This is a genomic window from Bacillus sp. FSL R5-0434, from assembly GCF_038004745.1.
Classification (GTDB): Bacteria; Bacillota; Bacilli; order Bacillales; family Bacillaceae; genus Bacillus; species Bacillus halotolerans.
Window position 1 is genome coordinate 1,026,747 of record NZ_JBBORV010000001.1, and the last position, 13,231, is coordinate 1,039,977.

Here is a 13,231-nt window from a genome sequence, read left to right on the forward strand (position 1 = left end):
AGAGGCGGGGTCTTTTTCATGGTAAAATAAGAAAAAAGACTGTAAGGCGGTGTTGAATTGGAAGCATTCAGAAACATGTTGAATGAAGCACAGCGAATTGTCGTGCTGACCGGAGCGGGAATGAGCACAGAATCAGGCATACCCGATTTTCGCTCAGCCGGCGGCATCTGGACTGAGGATGCCTCAAGGATGGAGGCGATGAGCCTTGATTATTTTTTAAGCTATCCGCGTCTGTTTTGGCCTAAGTTCAAAGAATTGTTTCAAATGAAAATGAGCGGGAGCTATGAACCGAATGAAGGGCATTTGCTTTTGGCTGAACTGGAGAAACAAGGGAAGCAGGTGGATATATTCACACAAAACATTGACGGCCTTCATAGAAAAGCCGGAAGCAGACATGTATACGAGTTGCATGGCTCTATCCAAACAGCGAGCTGTCTCTCATGCGGCGCCCGATATGATCTCCCTCATTTGCTGAAGCATGATGTGCCGGAGTGTACAGCGGTCGGAAATGACGGTGAGGTGTGCGGAACGGTATTAAAAACCGATGTCGTTCTGTTTGGCGATGCCGTTTTGCATTTTGACACGCTTTATGAAAAGCTGGATAAAGCCGACCTATTATTGGTGATCGGCACGTCTCTTGAGGTTGCTCCCGCCAGATTTGTGCCTGAGGATGCAAGCCGGATTCCAGGCATAAAAAAAGCCATTATTAACCTGGAGCCGACGTACTGCGACAGTTTGTTTGATTTCGTCATCCATCAAAAAATCGGAGAGTTTGCCCGGAGCTTGGGCATAAAAAAGTGAGGCCGCAGATAAGCGCCTCACTTTTTATTCATGAACCGGAACCATTGTATCCTTTAACACACCGAAGGAATAGCCCTTTTCTTTCAGTTTATGGATTAGCACCGGCAGTGCGTTTACTGTAGCAGGAAGATCGTGCATGAGAATCACATACGGCCGATTAGAATGGCTGTGTTCCATATTGTCAAGCTGCTGCAATACTTCTGCTACGTATTTTGAGTTGCGGTATTTCCAGTCCATGCTGTCAATCGTCCAATCCCAGTACACAAAACCGTCTTTTTCTAGATTGCGAATTTGTGAATCTGTAAGAGACGGCTTGCTGCCGTAGGGCGTTCTGACGAGATCAGTGCGATAGCCTGTAATGCTTTCCAGCGTGTCACGCGCCTGCTGCATTTCTTTTAGCGGTGATGTCGGCGTTTGATAAAACAATTTGTTATTATGCGTGACCCCGTGTAAACCGAGTGCATGCCCTTCATTTCCGGCCCTTTTAACCGCGTGTTTGAATTCGTTCATTCGCGGTGACAGCATAAAAAATGTCGCCTTTACATCGGCGCTTTTCAGTACGTCCAGCAAGCGGTTTGTAGAGGCTGACGGGCCATCATCGAAGGTTAAATAAACCGTTTTGTCTCCCATATTCTGCTCGGTCTGCAAATGTTTTATCAGCAGGCCTGGGGAGTCGTCTTTCAGCTTCAGGCTTTCCTTCTCATCACGAAGCTGGCTGTTTGTTGTGACAGTGATCTCCTTTGCTTTCGAGGAGCTGTTGGAATAACCTAAAATCACCATAAGCAAAAGCAGCACACATAAAACTGCTAAACTTGCAAATTTAAAAGCAAGCGAAACTGCAGAAGGAGAAGCGTCTCCTCTCGTTTGTCGCATAACAATCTCTCCATTGGCATAAAATCTCTACATACCGCTGTATTGGCAGCTCTGAAGGTGCCATTGTTTACAACCTATGTATTACGAGTCAAGTATACAGGAATAAAACTGGAAAGAACATAGAAAAAATGTCGAAATGTCAGATTTTAAGGAAAAAATAATCTCCTTCCCAGCTATTGAGTTCTTCATCTTTCTGTTTTTCAGCTGGTTCGATATGGTAGAATGAGTGACAATGACAGCTTGATTAGACATCAGGATAAATACGAAAAAGGGAGGGCTTATATGAAGATTTTAGTCAATGGCCAACTGGTGGAGCGGAACGAGGCATCCGTTGATGTGGAAGATCGCGGTTATCAGTTTGGAGACGGAATCTATGAGGTTATCAGGGTGTATAAAGGGGTATTATTCGGCTTGCGCGAGCATGCGGAGCGTTTATTCAGAAGCGCGGGTGAGATCGGAATTTCACTGCCGTTCAGTTTAGAAGATTTAGAGTGGGACCTGCAAAAGCTTGTGCAGGAAAATGCGGTCAGCGACGGAGCGGTTTACATTCAAACCACAAGAGGGGTTGCTCCGCGAAAACACCAATATGAAGCGGGCCTTGAGCCGCAGACGACGGCCTATACATTTTCTGTTAAAAAGCCGGAACAGGAGCAGACATACGGCGTTTCAGCCATCACGGATGAGGATCTTCGCTGGCTGAGATGCGATATTAAAAGTCTGAATTTACTGTATAATGTGATGGCAAAGCAGAAAGCCTACGAAGTGGGAGCATTTGAAGGCATTTTAATAAGAGACGGAATTGTTACAGAAGGTACATCTTCTAATGTTTATGCTGTTTTAAACGGTACGGTGCGGACGCATCCGGCTAACCGAATGATTCTCAATGGGATTACACGAATGAAGATTTTGGATCTCATCGTAAAGAACGGCATAGAGCTTGATGAAAAGCCCGTTACTGAAGAAGAGCTGAGACAGGCGGAGGAAATCTTTATTTCTTCAACGACGGCAGAGATTGTTCCGGTTGTGACGCTTGATGGAAAATCAGTCGGAAGCGGAGTGCCCGGACCGGTGACAAAACAGCTGCAGGCGGCTTTTCAAGAAAGCATTCAGCAGGCAGCCCGCGTATCATTTTAATGATAAAAAAGAGCCCGCTTTGCAAGCGGCGCTCTTTTTATTTTTTTACAAATCCAACTAAAATCGAGATGATCGGCGATATATAGAGGAAGAACGTAAATGGGATATAGTCAATGACGGGAACACCAAGCGCGGTTGCCATAAAAGCCCCGCTGACGCCCCAAGGGATTAATGGATTAATCAATGTTCCGCCGTCCTCTAATGATCTTGATAAAAACTTCCGCTGAATGTTTTGTTTGTCATATAAGGATTTATATGACTGTCCCGGTATTAATATAGATAAATACTGTTCGCCTGTTGCAAGATTGACACCGATACTGGAGCAGACAGTTGCTGCAATGAGACTGCCCTTTGAACGGATTCCTTTCATCACACCCTCCAATAGTGCGGAGATCAGGCCGATTTTCTCCATTAAACCGCCGAGTGCAAAAGCGATCATAATAAGAGAAACTGAGCCCATCATGGATTGCAGTCCGCCTCTGTTGATGATTTTAGCGGCAGCCTCATTGTCAGTTTCGAACATGGTGCCATTTTGCAGGGCTGACATAAAAGCCTGAATGCTGCTGTCGGGAACAAAGATGGCTGTCAAAATTCCCGAGGAAATAATACCGGCAGTCAGAACGGGAATAACGGACACGCGCTTAATCGCCAGCAAAACAACTAAGAGCGGAGAAAGAAGCGCCCACGGTGTGACGTTTGCTGCATCTTTTATTCCGGCAATAACATGTGCAATATCATCTGTTGAAGCAGCGTCCGCTGAGACTGATAAACCAAGAAAGTAAAAAAGGACAACGGTGATCAGCAAGGCGGGAATAGTTGTGCCCATCATGTGGCGAATGTGTTCAAAGATCGATATTTCGCCTATACCCGCAGCAAAATTTGTTGTATCCGACATCGGTGACATTTTATCACCAAAGCAGGCTCCGCAAATGACTGCCCCCGCCGTCCATTCGAGCGGAACGCCCGCCGCGCTCGCCACGCCGATCAGTGCCACGCCAATTGTGCTTACAGTTGTCAGGCTTGAGCCGACAAGCGTGCTGATGATCATGCAGGAAAACAAAGCAGTCAACAGAAGATGGCTCGGTTCAATAAAGGACAAAGCATAAACTGTAACGGACGGTATGGCGCCGCTGTACATCCAAGCGCCGATTAAGATACCGATCAGTGCCAGAACAATGATCGGCTGTACACCGTTTTTAATCCCGTTTACAATTCCTTTTTCAAGGCTGTTCCAGGAAAAACCGTACCATAAACCGGCTGCTGAAAGCAGGACAACACATAGGAACAGCGGGATATGCGGTTCTGTATGAAGAAAAAATAAGCAGGAGGTAATGACTCCTAACATTAATATAAATAAACCGACGGCTAACGGAAACGTCAGCTTTTTTTGAGAATCCAAAACAACACCCCATCATTTTCTTTAATGCTTTTGTGCTTTTGGGCACGAAAGCATTATATCAGAAAAAAACGAAAATCCGTGTTTTTTCACAATTATGAATATAAAAAAGCGAGCACGTGGCGTGCTCACTTTACGATCAGAACCGGTATATCTGATTTCGCCGAAAGCTTTTCACTTACACTTCCAAACAAAAGTTTCTTCAGTCTGTTTTGGTCTCTGCTTCCGGTTACAATCAGATCGGCTGAAACCCGGTTGGCATGCTCGATAATTGATTCAGCCGGGTCACCTTCCAATATATCGATATCTCCCTCTGTCTGCTGATCATTCAGCATCATTCTGGCTTCTGCGATGACTTCTTCCGTACGGTCTTCATAAATCATTGGCTCCGGTGGCGCAACATCTGATATCAGCGGGTCAGGAACACTTGTCATGCCTCCGCCAATATAGCTTGCCCCTGCTGCGGGCCTCGGCGGGTCGATGATGGTCTGGCTGTCTTTCATATCATGTGAATGGGCGACTGTAATGGCTGCATTTACCGTTTTCGCAAGATCAATGGCTGTCTGAAGCGCTTTCTTACTGTTTTCACTTCCGTCAAACGCAACAATAATACGGTCAGCATGAAACATCATTCTCACCCTTTCAAAAAACGTCGTACAATACAATACCCGACATCATATCTATTTAATCTTTTCTCTGTTCAAGTAATGATTGACAAAAAAAGGTTTTGTTTATATTATGAAAAAAGAGTGAAAAACCAGAATGAATGGAGGGTTTGCTATGCCAAGGAATGATATGTCTTACAGAACAGTTTCATATTGGCGCGGCAAACCCTTATTCTGTTTTTTTGAATTGGGTTAATCCGCGCGCCGAAAAGCGCTCTGTACATCATAATCGATAACAAAAGGCATGGAGCTGACGCTTCATGCCTTTTTTATATACAAAATCTTAAGAAAGACAGGTGTATCGGATGTGAAGACAAATACAGAGGCAAGGATTGGTTATGACAACCTGAACGAAAAGAGCTGCAAGGAAAAAATAGAAGGCGGCTGACGAGATAAAGGAGATGGGGATGGATGTTTTCAGTATTGAAAAAGCTAGGCTGGTTTTTTAAAGCCTACTGGCTGCGCTATACCATTGCGATTGTGCTTTTATTATGTGTAAATGTACTTGAGATGTTTCCGCCTAAATTGTTGGGGAACGCCATCGATGATATGAAATCGGGGGAGTTTACCTCAGGCGGGCTGCTGTTTTATGTCAGCGTATTTTTAGGTTTGACGGCGGTGGTGTATATCATGTCTTATTTTTGGATGCACCAGCTGTTCGGCGGAGCGAATGTGATGGAAAAAATTCTCCGCTCTAAGCTGATGGGCCATTTGCTGAAAATGGCGCCGCCGTTTTATGAAAAATACAGAACAGGAGATTTAATGGCGCGGGGGACAAATGATCTCCAGGCTGTCAGTTTAACGACGGGTTTTGGCATTTTGACATTAGTCGATTCCACAATGTTTATGATGACGATCTTTTTGACGATGGGGTTTTTGATCAGCTGGAAGCTGACGCTTGCGGCTATAATACCGCTTCCCATTATGGCTGTTGCGATCAGCATATACGGAAGTAAAATTCATGAAAGGTTTACAGAGGCACAACATTCTTTCGGAGCGCTGAATGACAGGGTGCTCGAATCGGTCTCGGGTGTGAGAGTGATTCGCGCTTATGTGCAGGAAACGAATGATGAACGCCGTTTTAATGAAATGACGGCCGATGTGTATCGGAAGAATATGAAGGTAGCCTTTATTGATTCTCTGTTTGAGCCGACTGTTAAGCTGCTTGTCGGCGCCAGCTATCTGATTGGGCTGGGGTATGGAGCGTTTCTTGTTTTCCGTAATGAGCTGACGCTTGGCGAGCTTGTTTCCTTTAATGTCTATTTGGGCATGATGATTTGGCCGATGTTTGCGATCGGTGAATTAATTAATGTGATGCAGCGCGGCAACGCGTCCTTAGATCGGGTAAATGAAACCCTTTCTTATGAACCGGACGTAACAGATCCGAAGCGGCCGTCTGATTTAAAAGAGCCTGGAGATATTGTTTTCAGCCATGTCAGCTTTACATATCCAAGCTCAACAAATGTGAATATTCAAGATATTTCTTTTGCCGTGCGAAAAGGGCAGACTGTCGGGATTGCAGGTAAAACAGGGAGCGGTAAAACGACGATCATTAAGCAGCTTTTGCGCCAGTATCCAGCCGGTGAAGGGAGCATCACATGTTCAGGTGTGCCGATTGAGCAGATTCCTCTTGACCGGCTCCGCGGATGGATTGGATATGTGCCGCAGGATCATTTGCTGTTTTCCCGGTCTGTAAAAGAAAACATCTTGTACGGAAAGCTTGAAGCAAGTGATGCTGAGGTAAAGAAGGCTGTTTCAGAAGCTCATTTTGAAAAAGACTTGCAAATGCTTCCGGCCGGTCTGGAGACAATGGTGGGTGAAAAAGGCGTCGCACTCTCTGGAGGGCAAAAACAAAGAATTTCAATCGCGAGGGCGCTGATGGCGAATCCGGAGATTTTAATCCTGGATGATTCTCTTTCCGCTGTAGATGCAAAAACGGAGGCGGCTATTATCAGCAATATCAGGAAAAACCGCCAAGAGAAAACGACATTTATTCTGACGCATCGTTTATCAGCTGTGGAGCATGCCGATCTCATCCTTGTGATGGACGGCGGCGTGATTTCTGAGAGAGGCACACATCAAGAGCTGATGGCCAATAACGGATGGTATCGGGAACAATACGAAAGGCAGCAGCTGTTCACTGCAGAAGAAGGGGGAGCAGGGGCATGAACACGGGAAAAACATTATGGAGATACGCACTCCTATATAAAAAATTGCTGATCACTGCCGTCCTGTTGCTTGCGATTGCAGTCGAGGCAGAGCTGACCGGACCGTTTATCGGCAAAAAAATGATTGACGACCACATCCTCGGCATTGAAAAAACATGGTATGAGGTCTCGGAAAAAGATAAAAATGCAGTTGAATTTGACGGCACCTCCTATGTCAGGGAGGACCGGATGCAGGGAGCGGCTGCTAAAGAGAAAGAAGCGCATATTTATCAAGTGGGAATGGCGTTTTATTTCGTTGATCAGGCTGTCAGCTTTGACGGGAACAGAACAGTTTCTGACGGAAAGCTGACGATCACTAATGGGAACGAAAGCCGGACGTATCCTGCTGAAAAGCTGACAAAGCAGGAGATTTTTCAGTTCTATAAGCCGGAAATGAAGGGTATGACGTTTCTTATTTTTCTGTATGCCGGTTTGCTTGTCTTCTCGGTATTTTTCCAATATGGGCAGCATTATTTATTGCAGATGAGTGCCAACCGCATTATTCAAAAGATGAGACAGGATGTGTTTTCCCGCATTCAGAGACTGCCGATCCGCTATTTTGATAATCTTCCCGCGGGCAAAGTAGTCGCAAGAATTACAAATGATACCGAGGCAATCAGAGATTTATATGTGACAGTGCTGTCGACGTTTGTGACAAGCGGCATATATATGATCGGGATATTTACGGCGTTGTTCCTGCTGGATGTAAAGCTCGCGTTTTTATGCTTGGCGATTGTGCCGATCATCTGGCTGTGGTCGATTATCTACCGGAAATACGCTTCCTATTACAATCATCAAATCCGTTCGATCAATAGTGACATTAATGCAAAAATGAATGAGTCTATTCAAGGCATGCCGATCATCCAAGCTTTTCGCCATCAAAAAGAAACAATGAGAGAGTTTGAGGAATTAAATGAATCTCATTATTACTATCAGAACAGGATGCTGAATTTAAATTCCTTAATGTCACACAATCTTGTGAATGTGATCCGCAACCTTGCGTTTGTCTGTCTGATCTGGCATTTTGGCGGCGCAAGTCTAAACGCGGCAGGAATTGTTTCCATCGGTGTGCTGTACGCGTTTGTGGATTACTTAAACCGCTTATTCCAGCCGATTACAGGTATCGTCAATCAGTTTTCTAAGCTGGAACTGGCGCGGGTGTCCGCCGGGCGTGTTTTTGAACTGCTTGAAGAAAAGGAAACGGAAGAAACGGGTGAACCGGCGAAGGAGCGCGCGCTAGGGCGGGTTGAATTTCGAGACGCATCATTTGCTTATCAAGAAGGAGAAAATGTTTTGAAACACATTTCCTTTACAGCACAAAAAGGCGAAACTGTAGCGCTTGTCGGCCATACCGGATCAGGCAAGAGCTCGATTTTGAATATCCTCTTCCGCTTTTATGATGCGCAAAAAGGGGATGTGCTCATCGATGGGAGAAGCATTTACAGCATGTCAAGGCAGGAACTTAGATCCCATATGGGGATTGTGCTGCAGGACCCGTACTTATTTTCAGGAACAATCGGTTCTAACGTCAGTCTGGAGGATGAAAGAATTTCAGAAGAAGACATCATAGAAGCACTGCGGCAAGTCGGGGCTGAGTCGCTTCTTGAAAAGCTTCCGAAAGGCATCAGCGAACCTGTCATAGAAAAAGGCAGCACGCTATCCTCAGGAGAGCGGCAGCTCATTTCCTTTGCAAGAGCTCTGGCGTACGATCCCGCCATTTTGATTTTGGATGAAGCAACGGCGCATATTGACACGGAGACAGAGGCTTTGATCCAGAAGGCACTGGATGTAGTGAAACAAGGGCGCACGACATTTGTCATTGCTCATCGGCTTTCAACCATCAGAAACGCGGATCAAATTTTAGTGCTTGAAAAAGGAGAAATTGTTGAGAAAGGGAATCATGAGGAACTAATGGCGTTAAAAGGGCAATATTATCAAATGTATGAGCTGCAAAAAGGACAGAGGCACTCCATTGCATAGTTTTCAAAAACCCAAGACATTCAATGTTTTGGGTTTTTGTACGCATTAATAAGCCAGTCCTACCCGGCAGCCGATATAGTCTCCTGTAAGAAGCTCGTGATACAGAAAAGCCGCAGTGTCGCCGACAGTGATCTTTTTGCCTTCCGCCGGCAAGACGTTGCGCTCTGCACGGTATTCACCTGCTGCTTCTCCGTCGGGGAGATATGTGGGGCAGATCATGGTCCAGTCTAAGGACGAAGCTCTGAGCATTTCATATACCCTTGCATGCTCCTTGGCAGCGCGGGTCAGCTTTCGTTTTGATTCATTTGTTTCAAATCGGTATTTTCCTGGTTCAAATCGTGAATTAAGAATGCCCGCGGTGCCGATCGTTATGAGCCGTTTGATATGCTGTTCCTGCATAATGGCAAGAATATGTGTCATGGCAGCTGACAACGTATCGTCGCCATCTGTACCGAGACAGCTGATGACGATCTCAGCATCCTTCATAACTTCTTTCACATCTTCTCGGCAGCGGGCATTCCCGATAACGATCCGTTCTTTCGGCAGGCCAAGTTTATCATTCGATGATCTGATCAGAGCGTAAATATCGAGTTGTTCATTGGTGCCTGCCAATCTTAAAAAGGCTTGTCCGACACGGCCGGTTGCGCCAAATAAGGCAATTTTCATGAAAAAACCTCCTCGCCCCTCATTATAAAAGGATGTACTCAGTTTGAACAGCGCGGGAAAGAATACCTGTACAAAAAGACAGAGCGATGGGAAACATATTCATTAATCATGGATATACTTACGAACTGCACCAGCTCCCAATTCACAATAGCGATGAATGGCACCTTGATTCCCTCCCTTTTCTCCTAGGATATGTGGTGTAGGAAAAAAGGGTGACAAATATAAAGAAGGCGCGGAAACCGCGCCTTCTGTCAGCCATTTATTGAATTGTTATTGTACGCGTCCGCCCATGTTCTGCTGAGCGAAAGATACTAAACGTTTTGTGATTTCTCCTCCGACAGAACCGTTAGCGCGGGAAGTCGTATCCGCTCCAAGGTTAACGCCGAATTCAGAAGCGATTTCAAGTTTCATTTGGTCGATAGCCTGAGCTGCGCCAGGTACTAGTAATTGATTTGAAGAGTTTTGGTTTGCCATGTGTAAAATCTCCTTTTTTATTTGATATGGTTGGGTTAACTGGAGTTGCACCAGTCTGTGGACCCGTCTCGGGTGTCACTGCCGTCTCGGCGTAACCCAATGCTTTGCCGGCTTGTTACTACGTATTATGTTAGATTTGACTGAAACTCATGCGGGGATTTTAGTGGTAAATCTTGAGAAGGCATAAAAAAAGCTTAGCCGCTCAGGCTAAGCTAATCGTAAATATGAAAAAGCATCAATTCATGTATCTCGTTTTTGAGTGCAGGCTCATCAGCACGGGCGGGAAACAAATCTCCCCATTCAATCTCGCCGCTTTTATGATAGATGCCCTCGTAATGCATGCCTTTATAGTAAAAGGAAATTGTCCATCCGGGCAGTTTTTGTTTTTGAAACAAAGGTTTCCAGCTGAAATGAGAAATCATCAGGGGCCACGCTCCTTGAAATTGATATCAATTGACATGGATACGGACGAATTACATTCATTGTATCATTGTTGCAAAACATCATTGAAGGGGCTTTATGATGAACTTGTCCTTGCGTTGAATAAACTTCAAGCCCGCTTTTACATAAAGCGGGCAAATTAGGATGGCCACAGCGATTCATGGGAGGTAATGGCCATCTTCGAAAGATATGAAGCATATTCAAAGCTTCTTCGTTTTGTCAAAGAATCGACAGATTGCAGACTCGGATGAGAAAAAATACTGCGGCCCGGACGTGAATTCGCTTCAAACATCCATACCTTACCGTTTTGGTCAATGCCAAAATCAAAACCAATCTCGCCGATGAACCCTTCGATATGGTCATGGAGCACTTGGCTGGCGGTCAATGCCGCCGCAGAAAGCTTTTTAATGACATGTATTCGTTCCGCCGGATCATCGTATACTTCGGCCAGCGTTTTCACTTTTCCGCCATTCGATAGGTGTGTTGTAATGCTGTTTTCTCCTGAAATTTTTACTGCGATAGCGGTCACAGTCCATTTCCCTTTACTGTTTTTATTCGTATGAACGCGGAAATCGGCTGGTTTTCCCTGAAATTCAATCAAATTTACCCCTTGCTGAACGAGAAAGACAGCGGGATCATGCTGTTTTTGAAATTCATCCAGAAATGCGGAAGCATCGGGATAGTCGATTGAAGAAAAAGATTTGGCATCATTTGTATGTTTCACAGTCAAACCGGATTCCGTTTTGGCGAGCTGATAAATCCCGGTGCCGAGTGCTCCGTCCGCCGGTTTTATATAAACCTTGCCGAATGAATCACTCAGCTCTTCAATCCGCTCAACAGTAGGATGAAGGATTGATTTCGGTAAGTAAGGAGCCGTTCTCGGGTCTTTTTCCAGCAATTGATGAACATCCCATTTGTTGAAAAATGTTTTATTGAACCATGGGATTTGATATTCATTGATCAGCCGGTTTTTTGTATTCTGCAAGACAATTGAGTTCTCGATTTTTCTATTCGGCAAACGGTCATACACGACGTTCGGCAGCGGGACAATGTGTTTCTCCCAGCCATTTTCCCTGTATAGAAGCGCTTCAATCGTCCCTTCCTGCCAATTGATTTGGTGCGCGCCGAACACGAAGCAATAGCTTCCTGTTTGTTCATGCAAAGTGAGCAGTTTAGAAAAAAAGAGAGAACGGTCCTTAAAAGGGCGCTCAAGTGATGCGGTAAACCCTGCGGTGAAGATGCCGATTAACGGACCAATGTGCACCGAATGATCATGAATGAGAATATCAGCCCGGCTGCGATGCGGTATCAGCAGTTCGTGAAACAGATTTTCAGAGAGGAGCACTGTCTGTTCGAGATTTCGTCTGAAAGTAACATGGCATCTGACAACCTTCGTTCCGAATGAGGCAGACAAAAGGCCGTCTTGCTTCATTGCGGAGGGCAGAAACAGAGTATTTTCACTGTTTTTGTCTATGCCGATCAAAAACCGTTTACGATTCACGCGGAAGGACTCCTTTCTGGTTTTGCAGCGAAAATAGATATTTGCACCGCTTAAGAGGACAAGTATATAGATGTTCTTTTTTCTCAGGAGAAACATGAAGTATTGATTTTCTGCCTGGTTTAGAATTGATATCCAGGATCCAGATCCTCCCGTCCTTCGCAAGGCATATATCCAGACCGAGTTCAAATAATGGCCCGTATCGCTCATCAAGATAATACGGAACCGATTGGGTAATCGAGAATACGTCATCCAGTAAGACTACCTGCTGTTTTTTCGGGATATTTTCAAACCATGTATCAAATGTAAGCGTATCCGATCCGCCTGATAAATTGGCCAGCAGCCCGTTTTTGTATCCGCGTCTCACTGCCTTTCCGACGGTATGCCATTCACCGTCCTCATTTTTTTGCATAAACAGCCGGATATCACAAGGGTATTGCTCCTTATCTTGGATATTTAAATAAGGCTGCATCAAATATTGGTGCTGAAGCACTTTTTTGCACCAAGTTTTAAATGAAGCTTGGTTGGAAAAGGATTTTGTCTGTTTATCCTTTCCGATATGGTAGGTGGCGGTTATGTTTTTCTTGCCAAGCTCCAGAAGTATCACGCCTCTGCCGCCAGCACCGAACGCTGGCTTTAAAATACAGGCTTTTTCTTTCAATAAATACGAATGGATTTGTTCAAATCGGCTCACTTTCATGGTTTCCGGAATGTAAGGATTGATCACAGAATGCTCCTGCAAATCTTGAAACACAGTCCATTTATCAGGAAGACCCCGCCCGATAAATTCGGTTTTCGGATATTTTTTGAGCCATTCAACGATCGGTTTTGCTTTTTGTGATTGTGAATCCTTCCCATAAAAGCAGCGGTCATAAATATAATCGGGAATCGCAAGTTCTGTTTCATTCCAATTGCTGCTGGCGGGATGATAAACCAGCGCTTTGACACGCAGGGTGTCGGGCAAAATGTCAAACGGTGTAAAGCGGATCAAACGTATGCCGAATTCGGGCGCTCTTGTGGCCAATTCTGCGGAATAATCCTGCTCGTGCTGGCGGGTTAAGGACATAAAACCGAGTGTTATCATGGTGAGACTCCC

13 protein-coding genes are annotated in these 13,231 nt (G+C 45.1%); 4 read left to right on the top strand and 9 right to left on the bottom strand.

Annotated elements, in window-relative coordinates; translation table 11 throughout:
- Positions 1 to 57 precede the first annotated feature (57 nt).
- Positions 58 to 801 carry an NAD-dependent protein deacylase gene (locus NYE43_RS05275; RefSeq protein WP_059293135.1) on the top strand — a complete coding sequence of 248 codons (744 nt, stop codon included), beginning with the start codon at positions 58 to 60 and terminating at the stop codon, positions 799 to 801.
- A gap of 24 nt (positions 802 to 825) precedes the next feature.
- Here the strand turns inward: NYE43_RS05275 and NYE43_RS05280 are convergent, their stop codons facing one another.
- Positions 826 to 1,674: a polysaccharide deacetylase family protein gene (locus tag NYE43_RS05280; protein WP_024120750.1), complete on the bottom strand. Its 849-nt coding sequence runs from the start codon at positions 1,672 to 1,674 to the stop codon at positions 826 to 828.
- Between the two features lie 282 nt (positions 1,675 to 1,956).
- On the opposite strand from NYE43_RS05280, the gene dat reads away from it, so the two are divergent.
- Positions 1,957 to 2,808: a D-amino-acid transaminase gene (dat, locus tag NYE43_RS05285; RefSeq protein ID WP_341061161.1), complete on the top strand. Its 852-nt coding sequence runs from the start codon at positions 1,957 to 1,959 to the stop codon at positions 2,806 to 2,808.
- Between the two features lie 37 nt (positions 2,809 to 2,845).
- Here the strand turns inward: dat and nhaC are convergent, their stop codons facing one another.
- Positions 2,846 to 4,207 (bottom strand): Na+/H+ antiporter NhaC, encoded by a 1,362-nt coding sequence (gene nhaC / locus NYE43_RS05290; protein WP_326366323.1) that lies wholly within the window; start codon positions 4,205 to 4,207, stop codon positions 2,846 to 2,848.
- A gap of 125 nt (positions 4,208 to 4,332) precedes the next feature.
- Positions 4,333 to 4,833, bottom strand: a complete 501-nt coding sequence (locus NYE43_RS05295; RefSeq protein WP_024120753.1) for a universal stress protein — start codon at positions 4,831 to 4,833, stop codon at positions 4,333 to 4,335.
- A 447-nt stretch (positions 4,834 to 5,280) separates the two neighbouring features.
- On the opposite strand from NYE43_RS05295, the gene NYE43_RS05300 reads away from it, so the two are divergent.
- Together NYE43_RS05300 and NYE43_RS05305 are read left to right on the top strand one after the other, a co-directional pair.
- Positions 5,281 to 7,038: an ABC transporter ATP-binding protein gene (locus NYE43_RS05300; RefSeq protein ID WP_284560410.1), complete on the top strand. Its 1,758-nt coding sequence runs from the start codon at positions 5,281 to 5,283 to the stop codon at positions 7,036 to 7,038.
- Positions 7,035 to 9,056, top strand: a complete 2,022-nt coding sequence (locus tag NYE43_RS05305; RefSeq protein WP_341061168.1) for an ABC transporter ATP-binding protein — start codon at positions 7,035 to 7,037, stop codon at positions 9,054 to 9,056. Before NYE43_RS05300 ends, NYE43_RS05305 begins: the two co-directional genes overlap by 4 nt.
- A gap of 45 nt (positions 9,057 to 9,101) precedes the next feature.
- Here the strand turns inward: NYE43_RS05305 and NYE43_RS05310 are convergent, their stop codons facing one another.
- From NYE43_RS05310 to NYE43_RS05335, 6 genes are all read right to left on the bottom strand, one after another.
- A complete protein-coding gene (locus NYE43_RS05310) occupies positions 9,102 to 9,722 on the bottom strand; it encodes an NAD(P)-dependent oxidoreductase (protein WP_268498477.1) in 621 nt (206 codons plus the stop codon).
- A gap of 38 nt (positions 9,723 to 9,760) precedes the next feature.
- Positions 9,761 to 9,886 (bottom strand): hypothetical protein, encoded by a 126-nt coding sequence (locus NYE43_RS05315; RefSeq protein WP_081638264.1) that lies wholly within the window; start codon positions 9,884 to 9,886, stop codon positions 9,761 to 9,763.
- A 106-nt stretch (positions 9,887 to 9,992) separates the two neighbouring features.
- The gene (sspB, locus tag NYE43_RS05320) at positions 9,993 to 10,196 is read right to left on the bottom strand and encodes a beta type acid-soluble spore protein SspB (protein WP_010333571.1); all 204 of its coding nucleotides are present in this window, start codon (positions 10,194 to 10,196) and stop codon (positions 9,993 to 9,995) included.
- A gap of 212 nt (positions 10,197 to 10,408) precedes the next feature.
- Positions 10,409 to 10,618: a YheE family protein gene (locus tag NYE43_RS05325; RefSeq protein ID WP_024120758.1), complete on the bottom strand. Its 210-nt coding sequence runs from the start codon at positions 10,616 to 10,618 to the stop codon at positions 10,409 to 10,411.
- A 158-nt stretch (positions 10,619 to 10,776) separates the two neighbouring features.
- The gene (locus tag NYE43_RS05330; protein ID WP_069486318.1) at positions 10,777 to 12,138 is read right to left on the bottom strand and encodes a YheC/YheD family endospore coat-associated protein; all 1,362 of its coding nucleotides are present in this window, start codon (positions 12,136 to 12,138) and stop codon (positions 10,777 to 10,779) included.
- A complete protein-coding gene (locus NYE43_RS05335; RefSeq protein WP_095713721.1) occupies positions 12,128 to 13,219 on the bottom strand; it encodes a YheC/YheD family endospore coat-associated protein in 1,092 nt (363 codons plus the stop codon). Before NYE43_RS05335 ends, NYE43_RS05330 begins: the two co-directional genes overlap by 11 nt.
- Positions 13,220 to 13,231: the final 12 nt, after the last annotated feature.